Source organism: Paenibacillus sp. S150, assembly GCF_019352175.1.
Taxonomy (GTDB): Bacteria; Bacillota; Bacilli; order Paenibacillales; family Paenibacillaceae; genus Paenibacillus_AQ.
Genome location: NZ_JACBYI010000029.1, coordinates 17939 through 38364 on the forward strand (window position 1 = coordinate 17939; position 20426 = coordinate 38364).

The 20426-nt window shown below is 52.2% G+C and carries 19 protein-coding genes; 6 read left to right on the forward strand and 13 right to left on the reverse strand.

Features of this window, described 5'->3' with window-relative positions; genetic code table 11:
• Positions 1–33: 33 nt before the first annotated feature.
• Positions 34–2157, reverse strand: a complete 2124-nt coding sequence (locus HYD27_RS22035; protein WP_219218699.1) for a putative bifunctional diguanylate cyclase/phosphodiesterase — start codon at positions 2155–2157, stop codon at positions 34–36.
• A 148-nt stretch (positions 2158–2305) separates the two neighbouring features.
• A complete protein-coding gene (locus tag HYD27_RS22040) occupies positions 2306–3268 on the reverse strand; it encodes an aldolase catalytic domain-containing protein (RefSeq protein ID WP_219218700.1) in 963 nt (320 codons plus the stop codon).
• A 234-nt stretch (positions 3269–3502) separates the two neighbouring features.
• On the opposite strand from HYD27_RS22040, the gene HYD27_RS22045 reads away from it, so the two are divergent.
• The 4 genes from HYD27_RS22045 to HYD27_RS22060 all read left to right on the forward strand — a co-directional run bounded on the left by HYD27_RS22045 (position 3503) and on the right by HYD27_RS22060 (position 6230).
• Positions 3503–3742: a FeoA family protein gene (locus HYD27_RS22045; protein ID WP_228745253.1), complete on the forward strand. Its 240-nt coding sequence runs from the start codon at positions 3503–3505 to the stop codon at positions 3740–3742.
• The gene (feoB, locus tag HYD27_RS22050) at positions 3742–5754 is read left to right on the forward strand and encodes a ferrous iron transport protein B (RefSeq protein ID WP_219218701.1); all 2013 of its coding nucleotides are present in this window, start codon (positions 3742–3744) and stop codon (positions 5752–5754) included. The genes HYD27_RS22045 and feoB overlap by 1 nt, the downstream gene beginning before the upstream one ends.
• A gap of 45 nt (positions 5755–5799) precedes the next feature.
• The gene (locus tag HYD27_RS22055; protein ID WP_219218702.1) at positions 5800–5982 is read left to right on the forward strand and encodes a FeoB-associated Cys-rich membrane protein; all 183 of its coding nucleotides are present in this window, start codon (positions 5800–5802) and stop codon (positions 5980–5982) included.
• 110 nt (positions 5983–6092) lie between these two features.
• Positions 6093–6230 (forward strand): hypothetical protein, encoded by a 138-nt coding sequence (locus tag HYD27_RS22060; RefSeq protein ID WP_219218703.1) that lies wholly within the window; start codon positions 6093–6095, stop codon positions 6228–6230.
• Between the two features lie 132 nt (positions 6231–6362).
• Here HYD27_RS22060 and HYD27_RS22065 read toward each other — a convergent pair whose 3' ends face one another.
• From HYD27_RS22065 to leuB, 5 genes are all read right to left on the reverse strand, one after another.
• On the reverse strand, positions 6363–7964 hold the full coding sequence (locus tag HYD27_RS22065; protein WP_483874577.1) for a leucyl aminopeptidase: 1602 nt from the start codon (positions 7962–7964) through the stop codon (positions 6363–6365).
• Between the two features lie 73 nt (positions 7965–8037).
• Positions 8038–9141 (reverse strand): ATP-binding protein, encoded by a 1104-nt coding sequence (locus HYD27_RS22070; RefSeq protein ID WP_219218704.1) that lies wholly within the window; start codon positions 9139–9141, stop codon positions 8038–8040.
• 339 nt (positions 9142–9480) lie between these two features.
• On the reverse strand, positions 9481–9888 hold the full coding sequence (locus HYD27_RS22075; protein ID WP_219218705.1) for a hypothetical protein: 408 nt from the start codon (positions 9886–9888) through the stop codon (positions 9481–9483).
• A 227-nt stretch (positions 9889–10115) separates the two neighbouring features.
• The gene (locus HYD27_RS22080) at positions 10116–10655 is read right to left on the reverse strand and encodes a peroxiredoxin (protein ID WP_219218706.1); all 540 of its coding nucleotides are present in this window, start codon (positions 10653–10655) and stop codon (positions 10116–10118) included.
• A 239-nt stretch (positions 10656–10894) separates the two neighbouring features.
• The gene (leuB, locus tag HYD27_RS22085) at positions 10895–11977 is read right to left on the reverse strand and encodes a 3-isopropylmalate dehydrogenase (RefSeq protein ID WP_219218709.1); all 1083 of its coding nucleotides are present in this window, start codon (positions 11975–11977) and stop codon (positions 10895–10897) included.
• A gap of 250 nt (positions 11978–12227) precedes the next feature.
• Here leuB and HYD27_RS22090 point away from each other — a divergent pair, with 250 nt between their 5' ends.
• Complete coding sequence (locus HYD27_RS22090) at positions 12228–13208, forward strand: aldo/keto reductase (protein WP_219218710.1); 981 nt, start codon at positions 12228–12230, stop codon at positions 13206–13208.
• 178 nt (positions 13209–13386) lie between these two features.
• Here HYD27_RS22090 and HYD27_RS22095 read toward each other — a convergent pair whose 3' ends face one another.
• The 4 genes from HYD27_RS22095 to HYD27_RS22110 are packed head-to-tail and all read right to left on the reverse strand — an operon-like array spanning position 13387 to position 16034.
• On the reverse strand, positions 13387–14478 hold the full coding sequence (locus tag HYD27_RS22095) for a LiaF transmembrane domain-containing protein (protein WP_219218713.1): 1092 nt from the start codon (positions 14476–14478) through the stop codon (positions 13387–13389).
• Positions 14479–14497: 19 nt separating this feature from the next.
• Complete coding sequence (locus HYD27_RS22100) at positions 14498–14995, reverse strand: hypothetical protein (protein ID WP_219218715.1); 498 nt, start codon at positions 14993–14995, stop codon at positions 14498–14500.
• Between the two features lie 44 nt (positions 14996–15039).
• Positions 15040–15495 carry an anti-sigma factor family protein gene (locus tag HYD27_RS22105; RefSeq protein ID WP_219218717.1) on the reverse strand — a complete coding sequence of 152 codons (456 nt, stop codon included), beginning with the start codon at positions 15493–15495 and terminating at the stop codon, positions 15040–15042.
• Positions 15492–16034, reverse strand: coding sequence for an RNA polymerase sigma factor (locus tag HYD27_RS22110; RefSeq protein ID WP_219218720.1), 543 nt, complete (start codon positions 16032–16034; stop codon positions 15492–15494). The genes HYD27_RS22105 and HYD27_RS22110 overlap by 4 nt, the downstream gene beginning before the upstream one ends.
• 373 nt (positions 16035–16407) lie before the next feature.
• Here HYD27_RS22110 and HYD27_RS22115 point away from each other — a divergent pair, with 373 nt between their 5' ends.
• The gene (locus HYD27_RS22115) at positions 16408–17556 is read left to right on the forward strand and encodes a response regulator (RefSeq protein ID WP_219218721.1); all 1149 of its coding nucleotides are present in this window, start codon (positions 16408–16410) and stop codon (positions 17554–17556) included.
• A gap of 156 nt (positions 17557–17712) precedes the next feature.
• Here the strand turns inward: HYD27_RS22115 and HYD27_RS22120 are convergent, their stop codons facing one another.
• The gene (locus HYD27_RS22120) at positions 17713–19254 is read right to left on the reverse strand and encodes a 2-isopropylmalate synthase (protein WP_219218722.1); all 1542 of its coding nucleotides are present in this window, start codon (positions 19252–19254) and stop codon (positions 17713–17715) included.
• 111 nt (positions 19255–19365) lie between these two features.
• Positions 19366–20358, reverse strand: a complete 993-nt coding sequence (ilvC, locus tag HYD27_RS22125; RefSeq protein ID WP_219218723.1) for a ketol-acid reductoisomerase — start codon at positions 20356–20358, stop codon at positions 19366–19368.
• Between the last annotated feature and the right edge of the window lie 68 nt (positions 20359–20426).

Consider the following 20426-nt stretch of genomic DNA (forward strand, 5'->3'; position numbering starts at 1 on the left):
AAAATGCAACCCCATGGGTTTTATTCACTTTTCTTAAGATGGCATTCCCAGCGAAGGCTTCAGAAAAAACAATTCGAATTCGGCAGCCTGGACGGGCTTGCTGAACAGATAGCCTTGCGCCTCATGGCAGTGCTGCTGGCGCAGGAAATGGAGCTGCTCTTGATTCTCCACCCCTTCCGCCGTTACCTTCAGCTTCAAGTGATGGGCCATAGACGTTATTGTTGATACAATGGCTGCGTTATTGCTGTCCTCCATGACTTCCGACACGAAGGAGCGGTCGATCTTCAGCCGGTCTATCGGCATATTCTTCAGGTAATGCAAGGAGCTGTAGCCTGTGCCGAAATCATCAATACTGATAAAAACGCCCAGTCTCTTCAAACGGTTCAATTGATCGAACGCAGTCTCTTTATCCAGCGTCATGCTTTCTGTGATCTCCAGATCCACATAACAGGGGTCAAGGCCGATTTCCTGCAGAATATCGTCGATCTTGCCTGCCAGATCCGGCTGCAGAAATTGGCGCATGGACAGGTTAATCGAGACGCAGATCGGCCGGTAACCGGCGTTCTGCCACGTTTTATTCTGCAGGCATGCCGTTTTGAGCACCCATTCTCCAATGGGAACAATCAGGCCGCTCTCCTCGGCAATCGGAATGAATTCCACCGGCGACACCAGGCCGCGCTTCGGATGATTCCAGCGCAGCAGCGCCTCCATGCCCACAATTTTCTCAGTGTCGAGCTGTACCTGCGGCTGATAGACCAGATAGAACTCGTCCCGCTCAAGCGCCCGGCGAAGATCATTCTCCAGCTTTAGGCGCTCCTTTGCTTTCATCTGCATTGCCGGGATATAGCGGCGGATTTCAACCCCCTGGTCCTTGGCATTGTGAACGGCTGTATCCGCATTCTGAATCAGCTGCTCCGCCGTTTCCCCGTCGCCAGGGTAGACGCTCATACCCAGGCTGAGCGAGATATGATATTCTCCCGATTCCAGCTGTACCGGCGTTTCGAACAGCTGCAGAAGCTCTCCCGCCCGAATCAGGCAGTTCTCTACGCCCGTCCGGTCGGTCATAAGAAAAGCAAATTCATCCGCACCCATGCTGTACAGCTCTTCATTCAGCTTCGCTTCATTTCCAATGCGCTGCGAAACCAGCTGAAGCAGAAGATCCCCGGCGTAATGTCCAAGCGAGTCGTTGATATTCTTGAAATGATTAATATTCATAATCACCAGCGCAGCGAATCCGCAGCTCTTGTCCTGTTCGCTTTGAATTACAAGCTCTTCCACCCGCTGCATCAGGCGGCGCCTGTTCGGCAGGCCGGTCAGATCATCATGGTATGCCAGATAATTAATCCGGGCTTCAGCCTGCTCATTTTCCTGAAAAGGCTCTTCGATTGTAAGCCGGTACACTCCTGTCAGCAGAAGGTAATAGGCTGCCCCGCTGCTAAGCAGCCCGAACAAATAATCCATATCCCCAACACCAAGCGGATTCATAAAGAATACCTGGCCAAGAGCGAGAAAGATCAATGAACGGATAATGATCAGCAGGGAAGCCGACTTTTCCCTTTTGCCGGGATATACGATAAGGCCTACTGCAAGCAGATATATAAAAAGCACGGTCAGATCCAGCATATGCTTCAGCCCGGCTACCCAGGCATATCCCGCCATCTGCGGAGCAGCCGCATACCCGAAAATGAACAGGGCCAGAGCCAGCAGAGTCAGCACAAAGGATTTCCGGAATACTTTATTTTTGCCGGAGGCGGCTACCGGCTTGTCCGCTCTGCCAAAAATGAACAAAATCCCCAATGCGCCGGCCAAGCGGGAGAAGGTAAGCAGCCACAGGGATTGCGCAGAATTAACATAGGAAGATATCTCAGGAATACCCGCAAAGCTTAGCGTATGTAAAAAATCAAAAATGCATACGCCCAAGAAGAGAGCAGAGGTGTACAGCCTTGCCTTGGATAACCGATTGGCGAAGAACAGCCAGCCCTGGGCAAAAATCGCAAAACCAAGTGCGGCATTGCAGCACCCGGCGATGAGGAAAAGGGCGGACAGCAAATCCTTATCCTCTATATTTCCCGGCGGTGTACGAAAAATTTGACTCAGAAGGAACAGCACGGCCCCTGTAACCGCCGCATAGATGGTCTTTTTCTCTTCTTCTCTCATTAGGTCCCTCGCGTCTGAAAATGATATCTATAATAAGTGGATGGATATATTTATGTCCTATGTATAAATATCGGCTGGACAGCCCTGTAAAGTTACAGAAAAAAGCACCTCCCCCTGTTTTTAGAGTTCAGTGCTTCTTGTGAAGCCTTTATTTATCTCCAAAATTCACTTCAGGCGTGGTGAGCTTGTCATAGAATTCAACCGCTTTGTCTTTCTCCTCCGATGAACGCAGCGCCATTGCGGAGCGCGGGTGCTCATCCAGCGTGCCTGTAATCATATAAGGAATGATATATCCCCATTCTTCCTTCTCGCGCAAAGGAATCATCAGCCGCTCAACAATATCGAGCACTGGCCGGAGCGTGTACTTGGTATTCTTCAAATGAGTAACAAGCAGCTCGGTTGGACAGTTACCGGCGGCACGCCCCATCCCGTAGCAGGAAGCGTCCAGCAGTTCTACGCCTTTTTCGGCAGCGATCAGCGTATTGGAGAAGGCCAGCTGCAGATTATTATGGGTATGTACGCCCAGGCGCTTATTCGGCAGGTGGGATTGGAACTTCTCCACCAGATAATGAACGTCGTTATGGTCCAGACTGCCGTATGAGTCTACAATATACACAACGTCCACAACGCTTTCGCGGATCTGCTCGAAGGCCTCCAGCAGTTCGTTCTCCATGACATTCGACAAAGCCATAATATTGAGAGTCGTCTCATAGCCCAGGTCATGGAAGGTCTGCACCAGCTGCAGGGCCTTGTCCACATCTTTGCTGTAGCAGGCTACGCGGATCAGGTCCAGCATGCTTTCACTGCGGGGAAGAATGTCATTCTCATCCACCCGGCCAATATCCACAAGCGCGGAGAGCTTGGTGTGCCCCTTCTGCGGAATGACTTTTCTCAGAAAATCATCATCCAGAAACCGCCAGGGTCCGGCACCCTCTGCACCCTTGAGCAGTTTGGGTGAATTTTTATACCCGATTTCCATATAATCAACACCGGCCTCATTCAGGCCGGCATACAGATTCTGCACAAACTCAACACTGAAATCCCAGTTGTTCACCAGTCCCCCATCGCGTATGGTGCAATCGACAATTTTGCTCTGGTTACTCTTCACCATTGTGTTCTCCTTTCAACTATAACCCTCATTTTGCCGCCTGGACGGACTTCCATAGTCATTATCGTTCAATAATACTGTAGCCAAGAAACAATTGTAAAGAAAATTTCAGATTTCTTACATAACTCTTTTCACACGGGGCATTCAATGATAAAAATCATGGAAAAAAACAAGCCAAAATGCTACAGTACAAGAAAATATTGAGATTGATTATCAATATCTCCCGGAGGGATTTAAATGGCTTCTGCATCCTGCTCCTTACTGCGCTTACAACCGGGCTCAACCGGCTCCATCGTGCGAATTGAAGGAATGAACCCCATCTTGCGGCGCCGCTTGGCTGATCTTGGGGTGTCTGAAGGCGTCAGGGTCCGTCTGAAAGGTAAAGGGCCTTTTTTAGGCCCCATTACCCTGGAATGCAACGGTCAATTGTTCGCCATCCGCAGGAAGGAAGCCTCCAAAATCGAGGTGAACGTCTGATGAGTTCCATAGCACTCGTAGGCAATCCGAATACCGGCAAAACCTCGCTTTTTAATACACTGACTTCCTCCTATGAATATGTGGGCAACTGGGCTGGCGTAACGGTGGAGAAAAAAGTCGGCAGCCTCAAGAACGGCGCCGGCAAGCTGATCGACCTCCCGGGTATTTATTCGCTGCATCCCCTCTCCCGTGATGAGGGCGTGGCCACACAATATCTGATTGAGGAATCTCCGGAAGCCCTCATTAACATTGTTGACGCCTCTCAGCTTAAGCGCAACCTGCTGCTTACCCTGCAATTGCTCGAATATGGCAAACCCACTGTTCTGGGACTGAATATGATCGACGTTGCCAGTGCCCGCGGTATCGCTGTCAATCATGAGGTGCTGCAGTCACGCCTTGGCATCACCGTGCTGCCGCTGATTGCCAGAACCGGGAAAGGCGCCGGACAAGTTCTCAGCGTTCTGAAGCAGCCCTCAGGGATTCCGCAAGTCAGCTTCAGGCTGGATTACGGAGAGTTGGCCGAGGAGGCCGTCTCTTCCATTGAAGCAGAATTGAAGTCAATTCAGGGGCTGCCTAATCTTCGCTGGGTTGCCCTGCAGCTGATGGAGCAGAATCCGGTCGTTCTTGATCTGCTGAAGAAGCGTATGGACACCTCCCGTCTTATGCTGATCTGCGATACCTGCCAGACCGCGCTGCAGAGCGGCAAGCTGGCCTTGACGCTGCCTCAATGGATTCGTTCGGTACGGATGGATTACATCCGTTCCCTCTGTGCAGCCGCAATGGATACGGCAAGGCTGAAGCCGCATAATTTAACGGAAAGACTGGATTCCATACTGACCCACCGTTTTCTGGGTCTGCCGCTGTTCATCGTCTTTATGTACGCGATGTTTAAGACAACCTTTGACTGGATCGGCGGACCTTTATCGGATCTTGTGGATGGCTTGATTTCCGGACCTGCCAGTGACGGGGCCAATTTCCTGCTTGGGGCAATCGGGGCATCAGGCTTCACACATGCACTCATCGTTGACGGAATCATCGGCGGGGTTGGCGGGGTTGTGGTCTTTGTTCCGCAGATCTTCATCCTGTTCCTGATGATTTCTTTCCTCGAGGACTCCGGTTATATGGCTCGTGTCTGCCTGCTGATGGACAGCACGATGGAGCGTATGGGCCTCAATGGCAAAGCGTTCATTCCCTTTATTATCGGCTTCGGCTGCAACGTTCCGGCAATTATGGCCGCCCGCAGTATTGAACAGCCCAAGGACCGCATGCTGACGACACTGCTTATGCCGCTAATGTCCTGTTCCGCACGGCTGCCGGTGTATCTGCTGTTCGCAGCTGTCTTTTTCCCGGCCCGGCAAGCCACCGCTGTAATGGCGATGTATGTGCTGGGCGTTGTGTTCGCACTTATTTTATGCAAAGTGTTCTCCAAGCATTTGTTCAAGAACGAGTCCTCCGTCTTCATCATTGAGCTGCCTCCTTACCGCATGCCGCAGCTTAAGACACTGGGACGCAGCACCTGGGAAAAAGGCAAAGGGTTCCTGCGCAAAGCAGGTACAATCATTCTTGCCGGTTCGGTCATTATCTGGCTGATGTCCTATGCGGGTCCTGCCGGCTACAATGTGGATATGGACCACAGCTTCCTGGCAAAATTCGGCGGACTGATTGCACCGCTGCTGCAGCCGCTTGGATTTGGAACCTGGCAGGCCGGCTCCACGCTGGTTCCCGGCTTTCTGGCCAAAGAGGTGGTGGTGTCCACCATGAATATTATCTACCATGCTCCGGATACCGCCGGACTGCAAAGTCAAATCTCGCAGGTCTTCACACCGCTGGGCTCGGTCAGCTTCATGGCTTTTATCCTGCTCTATATTCCTTGCCTGGCTACTGTCGGGGTTATCAAGAAAGAAACTGCAGCCTGGAAATGGACCTTTTTCTCCATGGGCTACTCGCTGGTGCTGGCGTACTTGGTTGCGTTATTCATATTTCAGGGCGGCCGATTGTTGGGATTGGCATAGAATGGTAATGGGCAAAACTTTCTGAAGAGAAGGCGGGGTACTGCAATGGTCATTAACGTATTGATTATCTCACTTGTATTCGGCTATTCCGGCTGGATGATCTGCCGTCACGTGCAAAAGGGAAGAGAAGGGGCCTGCGCCGGCTGTGACAAGGGGAAGAGCTGTGCATCCGCCTCCTCCGCTTCCCCTCTTTCCTGCTGCGGAGAACCGGCAGAGCCCAAGCATTAAGCCAAGGCCTGACAGGCCGCCATTGTGAACCCATTCGTTTAAGAACCCGGGGATGCGGGTATGTTAGTTATAAGCAACTGCAGCCAGACCAACCCAAGGAGGAATTACACATGAATACCAAAAAGACGTTATTTACTACGGCAGCGCTTGGAGCAGCCTACTTGCTCAGAAACAAAGACGCGCGTGACAAGGTTATGAACGGCATTCAGTCTTTTGCTTCCCAAGTGAGAGCTAAAAAGAACAGCTAACCGGAACAGCAGGCATTTTGAGCCGTACGCATATGCTGAAGCATAGAATTTCTTATATCTCCATACAAAAGCCGCAAGGCTCCGGCAACCCGGGCCTTGCGGCTTTTGCTTGAAATCTCTTTCAAAATGGCTTCAGCCTTCAACTTCATCTGCAGCTCCGGCTTCTTCGCCGGGACTTAAATGCAGCAAATATTCGAGCAGCGTACGCACCATGACACCGGTTGCTCCCTTCGGGTTCACTCCGCGTTCCTTCGGCAGAAAGGCTGTCCCGGCAATGTCCAGATGAATCCATGGCAGACCATCCGCGAACTCACCGATGAACAATCCTGCTGTAGCGGCGCCGCCGTATCTCCCCGCCGTATTGCGAAGATCCGCAACCTCGCTTCTCAGCAATTCCCGAAACTCAGGATAGGCCGGCAGCTGCCAGATTCTCTCTCCGGACCTTATGGAGGCTGCCCGGAACGCTTCCATCATTCCCTCGTCATTGGTTACGGCTCCCGTAGCGATATCCCCAAGAATCGAGAGCACGGCTCCTGTAAGCGTCGCCACATCGATAATCCGTTCCGCGCCCCACTCCCGGGCATAGGTGAGCGCATCGGCCAGCACAACCCTTCCTTCAGCATCGGTATTTAGGATTTCGATCGTTCTCCCGCTCAACGAGGTGACTATATCTCCCGGCTTGAAGGCATTGGCTGCCGGCATATTCTCTGCAGAAGGAATTAGCATCACCACGTTGATCTGCGGGCGCAGAATGCCCAGGGCTTCCATTACGCCAAGCACAGCAGCAGCCCCGCCCATATCGCTGATCATCTCTTCCATGCCCGGCGCTCTTTTGAGCGAAATACCGCCGGTGTCGAAGGTAATGCCCTTGCCGACAATTGCCGTGACATTCTCCCACCGTGCGGTACCCTGATAACGGATAACGATCATGCGCGGAGGATGCGCACTTCCTTTGCCGACGGCCAGCAGGCCGCCCATGCCCTTTTGTTCAATTTCAAGCTCATCCAGCACTTCTGCCGGAAATCCATGCCGCTCGGCAACTTCAATCGCTGCCACCGCAAGCTCTGAGGGCGTAAGCAGATTGCCGGGGAGATTGGTAAGATTGCGCGCCAGATTGGTTGCTTCGGCAAATGCCTTCCCCCGTACGATTCCCTGCGTCCATTCTTTCGACTCTGCTTCCACGGCATTCCGCTCCAGATGAAATACGGCAGACTCCAGGCCTGTATAAACCGGCTGTTCCCGTTTGTAGTGTGTCCGGCGGTAAGCTCCCAGAACAAGACCTTCCGCGAGTGCTTGCCCGGCCGCTTCGGCTCCTATAGCGGTCAGCAGGCTCAGGCTGTCCGGAATCCGGATGATGAGCCTGGCTGCTTTCAGCCGGAGTGCGGCGCGGGCTGCCTGGGCAGCTATAACACGAAGCTCTTCCGCTCCCAGAAGGGCGCTCCCGCTGCCTGCCAGAATAACTGCCGCAGGCCCGGGCTGCCCTTCTGCCGGAAGAACATAGGTCTGGTTCAGCTTGCCGGCAAACAGCCCCGCTTGAGCGAGCAGATTTATTTTCCCTGTCCATTCACCAGCCTGCTTGCCACCTTCAAGTTCCGTCTCGGCTATAATCACACATAGTGCATCACCCTTTAATGTCTTTGACGAGCTGCCGCTGCTCCAATGAATGTCGATAGAAATCCCTCCTGGCTGTAATTCAAATGATGGCTCCTTCCCAATAACGCAAGCGAGGCCGATCTCCTGCACAGACTTGCTGCGCAGGAATCAGCCTCTCATGAACCATTATAGCTCAGTTTAGTATGTTATTGTATTAATGAATCAGCGGCAGTGAAATGACAAAGCGCGTTCCCTCGTTAAGCCGGCTGCTGACGGAAATGTAGCCTCCATGGTTCTTGATAATCCGCTCACTGACGGACAATCCAAGCCCCGTCCCGTTTTCCTTCGTGGTGAAAAAAGGATTAAACAACCTGTCCAGGGTACAGATATCCATTCCTTTGCCGTTGTCGGTAATAAAAATACGAACCTCGGCACCTTCTCTGCGTGCCTCCAGTTCAATCTTGCCCATGGAATCATCAACCTTTTCGGTAATCGCTTCCATCGCATTTCTTATCATATTGAGAACTACCTGCTTCATCTGTTTGATATCGCCTGAAATAATCATATCCTCCTGAAGCGGATGAAGATTGATCTCACAGCCTTTCATCAAAGCTTCGCTTTCTGTAAGCAGCACCACTTCTTTGAGCAGTGCCGATACAGGGATCATTGCGACCTGAGGCACTGAAGGTTTGGAGGAGGTCAGAAATTCATGAATAATGTCATTGGCACGATCAATCTCCGCTAATATAATCTTCGCATATTCCTCTTTGCCCAGTTGATGAAGATGGGGATGCAGCAATTGAATAAATCCCCGGATCGCCGTCAGCGGATTACGGATTTCATGGGCGATGGAAGCGGACAGCTTGCCAAGCATCGCCAGACTGTCGTTCTGATATGCAGTTTGCTCAATCAGCTTGTAATCGGAGATTTCCTTGAACGTGAACAGGTAGCAGCCCTTCATTTGCTCGCCGCTGCACAGAGTTACCTTCCAATAACGACCGTATTCATCTACAAACTCATAGCTTGGCTTACCTTTCTTCATCATTTCACGATACCCGCGCAGCACCAGCTTCTTCTTGAAACGGTTCAACTGGATATGGGACAACAGATGAATCAAGGTGCAGCCCAGAAGCGAATGCCTGCTCAATCCCAGAATGCCATACATTTGCTTGTTCACAAACGTAAGGACACCCTCTTCATCAAAAAGCAAAATTCCGCTGTCAATATGCTCGAGTACATCCTCATATGTAGTGTTCATCGGTCCAGATTGAAACGTTCTCGCCGGCAAAAGCAAGCTTTCCTGATATTGGCTTATCACGATACGAAGTTCCCCCTTTTACTGCATTTGACGAAGACGCTTAAGCGACATCAAATTACTATGTATTTGAGTATATGACGAAGCCGCCAGAACATTCGGAAATCGTTTTATATTATCCAACCGTTTCAACTATATTCCAATCATATCCAAGTGAAGCAGACAACGCAATCAGAGAAACTGTCGAATCATAAAAATATTATTAAAATGATTCAAAAGGCACACTGAAAAATCCGGTGAAACCAGTTTCCCTCCGCTGTTGGCTCCCCACGCTGCAAAAAAAAGCCTCCGCTATGGCGAAGGCTCAGCCTAACAGGCTTTTTAAGGAGCAGCTTGTGTGGTTCAGGCTTTTTGCTGTAAGCGGTGGCGGCGCTGGCTCATTACTGCCAGCCGTTTCTTCAGCTCACGCTCCCATTTGGTGTCTTCAATCTGCTTGGCGACGGCCAGCAGATCAAGAGCCATATCAATCTGGCTCCGTATAATGCTCAGCGGATCTTCGCTCTCCACATTGATCACGTTCTCGAAAATGGCTTCCTCGTCCTCCATCACATAATCCTGGAAATCAACATCAGTAACACCGTCGCCATGGGCATATTCAGCAAGGATTTCATATTCGTTTTCGACTTTATAATGCACCTCCACCCGATGGCAGACCGGGCAAAAAAGCAGGGGAACATTATGGACTTGCGTGCGATAATGCTTTAGGGTTCCCTTCGTTCCAACCATACTCGCTCCACAGCAAAAGCTCATTTTTGTTCACCCTCCTTGGCATTTTACATTGATTTCGTATTAGTGTATTACAAAATGACAGAAGAGATTCCTCTCCCTTGAAGCTATAATTAACCTGTATGCCCAAATTCAAACCGGGAAGCCGTTAACTACGGGCTGTTTGGTGCAAAAAACCCCCTCGGCGGGAATTTCTCCCGCAAGGAGGTTCTCTTAGTATATCAAAGATCGCTGTTTATGCCAGCCCGGATTTACAGATTTTTGTCGCCCGGTTTCCAGTTCATGGCGCACAGTCCGCCTGATTGCAGGGCTTGCAGAACACGAAGCGTTTCTTCTACGCTGCGTCCTACGTCATTGTGGTTGACTACCTGGTATTTCAGCTCACCTTCAGGATCGATGATGAACAAGCCGCGCAGTGCCACGCCTTCTTCTTCAATCAGAATGCCATAATCACTGGCAACCTTCTTCGTAATATCAGAAGCCAGCGGGAAGCTGATCGGGCCGAGGCCGTTGGAATCCTTAGGTGTAGTGATCCATGCTTTGTGGCTGTGGACCGAGTCAATGCTCACACCAAGAATTTCGGTATCAAGCGCGGTGAAATCAGCTGCAGCCTCGCTCAGCGCTGTGATTTCTGTCGGACATACAAACGTGAAGTCAAGCGGGTAAAAGAAGAATACAAGCCATTTGCCGCGATAGTCGGACAAGCTTACCTTACCGAAATCCTTACCGTCGCCCGTTACGGTTTCCATCGTGAAATCTGGGGCTGGTTTACCTACCAAACGTTCTGCCATTGCTTAAATCCTCCTTTGAGTATGTAAGAAAAACAATTGTTAGAATACACTTCAGGGCAATATGCTTTTCTTGATTTGGATGAATGGTACTAGCTTGCTGCTACAAACCAAATGGTATCATCGTACAAAATCAAAGTCAATATTACATTCATTACTTTTTTATAATTATTATAAATAAGCAATTTTTTGTGAAGTTTTTTGTTTTTCTGCGTCAAAGCAAGAACCGCTGTGTTATTGGCCTACGCTTTGCGGATAGCCGCCACAATGAGATCGCCCATCTCAGTGGTGCTGATGGCCTTGCTCTTGTCTACAGCAATATCGCTCGTGCGGTGTCCCGCATCCAGCACCTCAGCCACAGCGGTCTCAATCGCCGCCGCGGCCGCCTCATAGCCAAAGGTCATACGGAACATCAGGGCAAGCGACAGAATCGTTGCGATCGGGTTAGCCAGGCCTTGTCCGGCGATGTCAGGCGCAGAGCCATGCACCGGTTCATACAGGCCATAGCTGCCTTCACCCAGAGATGCCGAAGCCAGCATGCCGATCGATCCGGTCAGCATTGCAGCTTCGTCGCTCAGAATATCGCCGAACATGTTCTCGGTCACTATGACATCAAAGCTGGATGGACGGCGCAGCAGCTGCATTGCACAGTTATCCACCAGCACATGCTCCAGCTCCACCTGCGGATATTCCGGGGCAACCCTGTTCACAACCTCGCGCCAGAGACGGGAGGTTTCCAGAACATTTGCTTTATCGACACTCGCCAGCTTATTGCGGCGTTTGCCGGCAATTTCAAAGGCCTGGCGCACAATGCGCTCCACTTCCGTTACGTTATAGACGCACGTATCCACGGCTTCTTCGCCGGATTCACCTTGCCGGCGCAGCTTCTCTCCGAAATAAATGCCGCCTGTCAGCTCGCGCACCACCATGAGATCAGTGCCTTCAAGCACTTCCGGCTTCAGTGTCGAAGCATCCTTCAGGCAGTCAAATACAACAGCCGGACGCAGATTGGAGAACAGTCCCAGCGCCTTGCGGATACCCAGCAGCCCTGTTTCGGGACGCAGTTCCTTCGGATTGTTATCCCATTTCGGTCCGCCGACCGCACCCAGCAGCACGGCATCTGCACTGCGGCAGATTTCCAGCGTGTCCTCCGGCAGCGGTGTTCCCCGTTCATCAATCGCAATTCCGCCGAACAGCGCCCGCTCCGTTTCGAAGGCGTAGCCGAATAGCTCCTCTGTTTTTTTCAATACTTTTAGCGCTTCATCCACAACTTCAGGCCCGATGCCGTCCCCGGCAATCACGGCGATTTTTTTGACCTCGCTCATTCCCGTCACTCCTCTGATTTACTGCTGCTCGCAGACATAGTTCTTCTGTATACTGTTGTATCATAACCAAGGGCAAAGGACAAAGATATAGATTCTATGGAAGTGATAGGTTAAGCCTATAAACAAGCTTTCAGCGGCGGAACGGCCGGCCATTCCGGGTAATTTGCTCTTCATTCTCAAGTTGTTTACAATTAGTATGCAAGTGTTGGGCTAGGGGCTTGGCCATTATACTTAAAGGAGTGGTTATGAGGTGCAATATGCTAAGCTTGGCAAATCTGGTATGAAGGTTAGCCGGCTCTGTCTGGGGACGATGAATTTCGGTCCGATTACGGACGAGAAGGAAGCCTTCCGCATTATGGACGCCGCACTGGATGCCGGAGTCAACTTCTTCGATACCGCTAACGTTTATGGCTGGGGGGAGAACTCCGGGCTTACGGAGACGATTATTGGCCGCTGGTTCAAGCAGGGCGGCGGACGGCGGGAAAAGGTCGTGCTGGCTACCAAGGTCTATGGCGCCATGAGCGACAAGCTTGACGGTCCGAATGATGAAAGCGGTCTCTCTTCCTATATTATCCGCCGCCACCTGGAGGGCTCGCTGCAGCGCCTGCAGACCGATCATATCGAGCTGTATCAAATGCACCATGTAGACCGCAGCGTGTCCTGGGACGAGCTGTGGAGCGCTTTTGAGCTTGCCGTCAGCCAGGGCAAAATCGGCTATGCCGGCTCCAGCAACTTCGCCGGCTGGGATATCGCCGTTGCCCAGCAGGAAGCCAAGGCCCGCGGGTTCCTTGGGCTTGTATCGGAGCAGCATAAATACAGCCTCACCTGCCGCCTGCCGGAGCTTGAGGTGCTGCCTGCCTCCCAGAATCTCGGGCTTGGGATTATTCCCTGGAGCCCGCTCGACGGAGGTCTGCTTGGCCGCAATGCGCTCAAAAAAATCGAGGGCAGCCGCAGCGGCGGCAACGCTGAGCGCGTAGAACAGCATAAAAGCCAGCTTGAGGCCTTTGCCGATTTGAGCCTTGAGCTTGGCGAACCGCAGGACAGCATCGCTCTCGCCTGGCTGCTGGCGAATCCCGCGGTTACGGCGCCGATCATCGGACCGCGTACGCTGGAGCAGCTCGAGAGCGCACTGCGCAGCCTGGAGACCGTGCTGGACGAGTCCGTGTTGAAGCGTCTGGATGAGATCTTCCCCGGTCCGGGGGGAGCAGCGCCTAAAGCGTATGCCTGGTAAGAGCCATAACAGGCGCGATCAGGAATTCTGATGCTGCAGATTAATTCGCTGCTGCATTTCTTCACAGTCTAAAGGAGCGGAAGCCCGGGGCAGTAATACTGCCAGGGGCCGCCGCTCCTTATTTTATAAGAATTCATATAACTCGTGCCATAAACTATCCCTCTGCCTGCGGCAGTCTTTATTGTGCCGTATCCACGGTCACCGACCCGTTGCTGGTGGACAGGGACACCTTATGTGTTCCGCTGCCAAGTACGGCGGTTCCGTGGTTATCATCGCCGCCATCCCAGCTGACATTGCCCTTCAGGGAACCGTTGCTGGTGTCTGCAGTGATTGTCGCATCCGTTACCGCCGGCAGGCCAACCTCGATCTTGCCATTGCTGGATGCGCATTCCCAGTCGCCTGTGACCGCCGAGTTAATCGTAATCTTGCCGTTGCTGCTCTTGGCCGACAATGAGCCATCGATATTGCCCAGGTTGAGTGCACCGTTGGAGGTGACGAGCTTCACTTCCCCTTGCACATTCTGTACAGTGAGCGTGCCGTTGCTCGTATGCGCATCCACGCCGCCGGCCACATCGTGAATGTCCAGCCTGCCATTGCTGGTATCCACTTCAATGCCGGACTCCAGGTTGGAGGCTTCTATTGATCCGTCGCTGGTTTCGACCTCCACCTCCAAATTCCGGGGGAGAGTGACGTTCAGATAAGGATTATTGATATTAATTCCAATATGAATATTCGCCAGCCAGCCCGAAGGCCCATCCAGCTTCATAGTCAAAGTGTCACCTTCGGCAGTAACTGTCCAATTCCGTTCAAGTGCGCTGGAGGCCTCGGCGGCGGAACTGCCCGGCTGCTCAAGATTTCCCTCATACTTCAATATGCCTTCATCCGCGCCTTCAACCTTCACCTTGCCGTTCGGCAATTCAATCTTCACCTTTTTGATCCCCGCCTGCACCTCTGCTGTTCCTTCCACCGGAACCAGCTGCCTGTTCCCGAAAATCCCGCTGAGCGAGCCTCCGGCCAGCACAGTCTGTGCCCCGCTGGCGGCAACCAGTACCACTATCAGGACAATAGCCCAGCCGCTGACCCGGGTTTTGGCATCTGATTTGATGAATATCCGCAGCAGTGTCTCCAGCCCGAACAATATAAGCAGTGCAGGCCAGAGATAACCCAGCGCCCCGTAATTAATCACATCAAATTGGGCCAGTACGATAATGACTCCCAAGATGATGCAGCCCAAGGCTGCGGTAAAACTGCCGATCTTCCATCTCGCCATTGTTCATTTCCCCATTTCTCTATACTTTTGGATTTTTCTTCAGCATTCTCAGCCCATAGCCGATCAGGGCCAGCGACAGCAGAATCGATCCGATATTCATGTCGGTAAGCAAATCCCAGAGTCCCGGGAAGGTGGTAATAATCAGCAGCAGTATTCCCGCAGCCACACAGCCGAAACCTACCCAGACCGGATTCACATCATCGTTCGGATAAGCCGGACCGGCAGGCATCCCCATGCTCCAGGGCACCCCGTAGCTGTCCGGGTGGAACATCATGCGTTCATGCTCTTCGGCGGATATTTTCATCCAGGCCGCTTTCTGAAGGGCATCAAATAATTGATAGAACCACAGGGCAGCCAGCGCGAACGGAAAAACCGTAGGCATGGAAGGAATAAATATAATGCACAGTGATGCTCCAATCATATATTCCAGCCCCATTTTTTTGAAGCCTAAATACAGATGTCCGAGTCCAGGGATCATAGCCAGAAAAAAAGTGAGCCAGCGTCTTTTCTTAATCATGTAATATCCTCCTATTTGAAATTGCTTTGAAATTGCCGATTTATTCATTTATTTAAGCCGTCAGGGTTAAGCCAGGCGCTGACCGATGTGGACATATGCCCGTTAATCTCAGTAATGCCGTATGCCATATCCTTGAACACGCCAAGCTGCAGCAGCAGAAAGGTCAGTCCGACAGCGACTCCATAGTGCACCCAGGAGGTTTTGGGAGCTGTACGGCGTCTGGCCATTGTCGCCCTTGCCGCCTGTTCCCGGCGCCCTGTCTCCAGCCTTTCAATTTGAGCCATCACACCGGCGGTAATATCAGGAACATCCAGTGTTGCCAAGGGGTCCTGTCCGCTCTCCATTTCATTCCACAGGGCAGACATTTCTCTCGCTTCCTCCAGCCACCGTGCGCAATCGGGACAAGACTCGGTGTGCAGACGGATTCTCAGCTCCGCTTCAGGAGACAGCAGGCCTTCGATATAATGCGGCATCCATTCTTTTACTGTTGCACAATTCATCGCCATTCCTCCCCGTTTTTGCGCATCATCTGTCTGGCCCGATACAGCTGCGATTCTACTGTTTTTACCGAAACGCCTTTCTGCTCGGCAATCTCCTGATAGGAGTGCCGCTGAAAATAGTACATCTGCACGACCGACCGGTACGGTTCCGTGAGATTGTTAAGATTCTCGCCCAGCTCCTCCGAGGCTTCCTTGCGAAGCAGCGCATGCTCAGGCGTCTGCGATGTCACCCAGTCATTCTCGGTATAATCCGCCATACTGCGGTGCCGCCATTCCCTGTCATTGGCCCGTTTCCAGTCCAGGCAGGTCCGGTAAGCAATCCGGTACAGCCATGTGGAGAATGATGCTTGCCCTCTGAAGGAAGGGAGCGCCTTATAGGCTTTGATGAAGACCTCCTGGGCCATATCCTTGGCCGACTCGGCTTCTCCTGTAATCTTGACGCATATCCGATATACCATGCCTTGATAACGCGACACCAAATGCCCAAAGGCCTGATGCTGTCCGTTCAGCACGGCAGAAATCCACTCCGCCTCTTCCAAGTAGTACTCCCCTCCTTCAGCTTCATAATGTTAGACGCCGGACATCCTGCATCCCCTGCAGCTGCTTCGATTAATTTTTGAGTTTGCCTCATAACTGCTCCAACCACTATATCCTACAGCAGGAACACACCGCTTAGAAGGAAAACCGGCGTTTGTGTCGAATTTAGCTAAGATTATGGCTAAAAATAGCATTTTCAACCCTACCAGAGGCAGCAGCCGGCTTGCTGAACACCAGACGCGCCTCGTGCGGCGGCAAAGGGCTGCAGAGGCAGAGGCGGCTGAATCAAGGCGCTGCGGCCAGCTTTATTCTTCCCCTGGATAGCTTAATATCACCCGAGAAGACAACAAACCTTAATGAAGTGGTGGGATAAAAATGATTCAAGCCCTGCTGGTGGACGATGAACGGCTTGCCCTCATGAAGCTGAAGCTGATGCTGGAAGAGTTGAAAACTGTAAATGTGGTCGCTGCCTACACTGATCCGTCAGAGGCGGTCAGTGCGGCTTCAAGACTGGACCCGGATGTTATTTTCCTCGATATTGATATGCCTGAAATGAATGGGGTGCAGGCAGCGGAGGTAATGCAAAGCCTGTGTCCAAGGGCAAGCATCGTGTTCGTGACCGCATATAACAGCTATGCCGTGGAGGCCTTTGAGCTGTATGCCCTCGATTATGTACTGAAGCCTGTACGACGGGACCGCCTGCTCAAGACCATCCGGCGGCTGGAAGACCGGCTGAACCAGTCGAAGTTGAACAGCAGCAAGACTGCGGATAAGATCATGATCCGCAGCTTTCAGTCCTTGCGCTTTGAGCGCGGCGGCCAGCCGCTGCCCAACATTCGCTGGCGCACCTCCAAGGCCCAGGAATTATTCGCCTATTTGTATCATAACCGCAACCGGTTCGTCAGCAAGGATACCTTGATCGAGCTCCTCTGGCCGGATTTTAATCTCAAAAAAGCCTCCACTCATCTCTATACGACTGTCTATCAGGTGCGGCAATGCCTGAAGCAGGGGGGGATTGAGCTGCAGATCAGCAATGTCAGCGGAGGAGAAGGATATACTCTGGAAACTGGCGCTCTGCTGGTTGACAGCTACGAATGGGAGAAGGACATTCTTGCCCTGAATGCTATCAATCCGGACAACTATGGGGAACATCAGCGGTTGTTCGATTTCTATTCGGGCGATTACCTGAGCGACTACGATTATTTGTGGGCTGAAGGGGAAAGGCAGCGGCTGCGGACCATTTGGCTGCATCATGCGATGGGCATCGCCGAGTTCTATACTGCCAGCGGGAGAATTGCTGAAGCTGTAACGGTATACCAGCGGGTTGTACAGCTCCAGCCCTATTTTGAACAGGGCCATTTGGGATTGATGAAGGTCTATGACAGCATCGGCGAACGCTCGGCAGTTGAGGAGCAGTATCACATTCTTACGGATCTCCTGAACCGGGAGCTCAACATCGAGCTGCCGGCCAATATCAAGCGCTGGTATGACAAATGGAAGCAGCATAATCTGCGAAGCCTATAACCTGGCCTCCACATGCCACAGTTCAATAGTGCATGCCAAAGACACCCGCGGGCTGCGGGTGTCTTTGCATTCTCTTTATATGCTTTGGGGCTGGCGATTTTTTGGCGGGGTATGGCTCTATTCATCAAAACATGCTACATGGCATGCCACATGATTCTACAGGTTGGCATGATCACGCCTGGTATAGGTTTTACGTTTCTCCAGCAGTTTGTTCAGTGCGTTCAAATAGGCTCTGGCACTCGCCTCAAGGATATCCGTGCTGAGTCCGCGGCCCTGCGCGGCAACCTCGCCCTGAGACAAAACAACATGGACTTCACCCTGGGCGTCCTTGCCCCGGCTTACCGCCTTAATGGAGTAGTCTCCCAGCGTAACTTCCTCACCGGTGGCCTGATCAATGGCGTTATAGATTGCGTCTACCGAGCCGTTGCCCTCGGCAACGGAAACAATCGGCTGCGGCTCCGGCCCGTTAATGATAACCTTGGCCGTTGGAACAGCCTCATTGCCGTAAGTGACATAAATCGTCTGCAAGCTGAACACTTCAGGTGTATCAATCAGCTTTTCTTCCAGCAAGGCCAGAATGTCCTCGTCGGAAACTTCCTTCTTCTTATCCGCCAGATCCTTGAATTTGGCAAAAGCTGTATTCAGCTCTTCCTCGGTAAGAGCATAGCCCAGATCACCCAGCTTATCGCGAAACGCATGGCGTCCGGAGTGCTTGCCAAGCACCAGCTTGCTCTCCTTGAGTCCGATGGTTTCCGGTGTCATGATCTCATAGGTGGTTTTCTCCTTCAGCATGCCATCCTGGTGAATCCCGGACTCATGGGCAAAGGCATTGGCACCGACAATCGCCTTATTGCCGGGGACGACCATGCCGGTCAGCTTGCTGACCAGACGGCTGGTGCGGGAAATCTCGGACAGCACCAGCGAGGTCCTCGCATTAAAAAACTCGCTGCGTGTCTCCAGCGCCAGCGCCACCTCTTCAATAGCCGTGTTCCCGGCGCGTTCCCCGATGCCGTTGATCGTGCCTTCGATCTGATCCGCGCCATTCTGGATCGCTGCCAGCGTATTCGCCGTAGCCATTCCCAGGTCATTATGACAGTGCGCGCTAAGCTGAACCTTCTCAATATCCGGCACGGTGTCCTTAAGAAACTTGAAGATCGCCCCGTATTCGGACGGGTTCAGGTATCCTACGGTATCCGGAATATTAACCACGTTTGCCCCTTCACGGATCGCCATCGCGACCACTTCAGCCATGAAGTCACGCTCCGTGCGTCCGGCATCCTCCAGCGAAAATTCCAGCTTGGAGAAATACTTCTTGGCATAGCGGATCGCCGCCTGCGCGGTTTCCAGCACCTGGGCCTTTTCCATGCGCAGCTTATGCTGCCTGTGAATCGGTGAAGTTGCCAGGAAAATATGAATACAAGGGTCCTGCGCTCCTTGAAGCGCTTCTCTAACCGCATCGATGTCGCTCTCCCTGGAACGGGAGAGGCCAATCAACGTAACATTCTTCACGGCTCTCGCCACCGCGTTCACCGCAGCGAGATCTCCGGGTGAAGCAGCGGGAAAGCCCGCTTCCATCCGGTCAATTCCCAGCTTCTCCAGCTGGTATGCGATCTCTACCTTCTCACGTGTGTTCAGGTTTACTCCCGGCGACTGCTCTCCATCACGCAGCGTCGTGTCGAACACATATATTTTCCGCAAGCTGAGCACCTCCTGAAAAAAATTGTGCTTAAACCCTCAAATGCGGCCCGCAAAGTTACGGCCGCATTCGAGAATCACACTATAGTAGCTTCTAATTGCAAGTATATGAGCCTATTTCTTGATCCAATGCATCATTTCGCGCAGCTGGCTGCCGACTACTTCAACCGGATGAGCGGCTTCATTACGGCGGGTTGCCGTCAGGAAGGCGCGGCCGGATTGGTTCTCAAGGATAAAGTCGCGGGCAAATTTACCTTGCTGGATATCGCTGAGCACTTCTTTCATGGCTTTTTTGGTCTCATCTGTAATGATGCGCGGACCGGTTACATAATCGCCATATTCAGCAGTGTTGCTGATGGAATCGCGCATAGTGGCGAGTCCGCCTTCATATACAAGGTCAACGATCAGCTTCATTTCATGGAGACATTCGAAATATGCCATTTCCGGAGCATAGCCTGCTTCTGTAAGCGTCTCGAAGCCGGCTTTGATCAGCGCGGATACGCCGCCGCAAAGAACCGCCTGCTCACCGAACAAATCGGTTTCGGTTTCTTCACGGAACGAGGTTTCGATAACCCCTGCACGTGTACAGCCGATGCCTTTGGCATAAGCAAGGCCAATCGCCTGGGCATTGCCGCTGGCATCCTGTTCAATGGCGATCAGGCCGGGAACGCCGAAGCCTTCAACATAAGTGCGGCGAACCATGTGACCCGGGGATTTCGGCGCCACCAGCAGCACATCCGCATCCTTAGGCGCTACAATCTGGCCGAAATGCACGTTGAAGCCGTGGGAGAACATCAGAGCCGCACCGTTTTTGAGGTTGGGTTCAATTTCGTTTTTATATACGGATGCCTGTGTTTCGTCCGGCATCAGAATTTGCACTACATCCGCGCGGGATACCGCTTCAGCTACCGGCAGGACTTCAAAGCCGTCGTTTTTGGCGGTTTCGAAGGATTTGCCTTCACGCAGGCCGATGACAACCTGAAGACCGCTGTCGCGCAGGTTCTGCGCCTGGGCATGCCCTTGGCTGCCGTACCCGATTACTGCAATTGTCTTCCCTTTTAATACACTGAGTTCTGCATCCTGTTCATAGTACGTTGTCACTGCCATTGTCAATATCCTCCTTTAATTTGGGACCCATCGTAAAGAGCGGGTGCTTCAAGAGCCGCCATTGCCTT

What these genes read in the sequence shown, in the direction of transcription:
- HYD27_RS22040 (WP_219218700.1), bottom strand. Translation starts at nt 3,268, where the DNA reads ATGGTGAAGAGTAACCAGAGCAAAATTGTCGATTGCACCATACGCGAT.
- HYD27_RS22060 (WP_219218703.1), top strand. Translation starts at nt 6,093, where the DNA reads ATGAATACCAAAAAGACGTTATTTACTACGGCAGCGCTTGGAGCAGCC.
- HYD27_RS22080 (WP_219218706.1), bottom strand. Translation starts at nt 10,655, where the DNA reads ATGGCAGAACGTTTGGTAGGTAAACCAGCCCCAGATTTCACGATGGAA.
- ilvC (WP_219218723.1), bottom strand. Translation starts at nt 20,358, where the DNA reads ATGGCAGTGACAACGTACTATGAACAGGATGCAGAACTCAGTGTATTA.
- HYD27_RS22055 (WP_219218702.1), top strand. Translation starts at nt 5,800, where the DNA reads ATGGTCATTAACGTATTGATTATCTCACTTGTATTCGGCTATTCCGGC.
- leuB (WP_219218709.1), bottom strand. Translation starts at nt 11,977, where the DNA reads ATGAGCGAGGTCAAAAAAATCGCCGTGATTGCCGGGGACGGCATCGGG.
- HYD27_RS22045 (WP_228745253.1), top strand. Translation starts at nt 3,503, where the DNA reads ATGGCTTCTGCATCCTGCTCCTTACTGCGCTTACAACCGGGCTCAACC.
- HYD27_RS22035 (WP_219218699.1), bottom strand. Translation starts at nt 2,157, where the DNA reads ATGAGAGAAGAAGAGAAAAAGACCATCTATGCGGCGGTTACAGGGGCC.
- feoB (WP_219218701.1), top strand. Translation starts at nt 3,742, where the DNA reads ATGAGTTCCATAGCACTCGTAGGCAATCCGAATACCGGCAAAACCTCG.
- HYD27_RS22095 (WP_219218713.1), bottom strand. Translation starts at nt 14,478, where the DNA reads ATGGCGAGATGGAAGATCGGCAGTTTTACCGCAGCCTTGGGCTGCATC.
- HYD27_RS22105 (WP_219218717.1), bottom strand. Translation starts at nt 15,495, where the DNA reads ATGAATTGTGCAACAGTAAAAGAATGGATGCCGCATTATATCGAAGGC.
- HYD27_RS22115 (WP_219218721.1), top strand. Translation starts at nt 16,408, where the DNA reads ATGATTCAAGCCCTGCTGGTGGACGATGAACGGCTTGCCCTCATGAAG.
- HYD27_RS22075 (WP_219218705.1), bottom strand. Translation starts at nt 9,888, where the DNA reads ATGAGCTTTTGCTGTGGAGCGAGTATGGTTGGAACGAAGGGAACCCTA.
- HYD27_RS22100 (WP_219218715.1), bottom strand. Translation starts at nt 14,995, where the DNA reads ATGATTAAGAAAAGACGCTGGCTCACTTTTTTTCTGGCTATGATCCCT.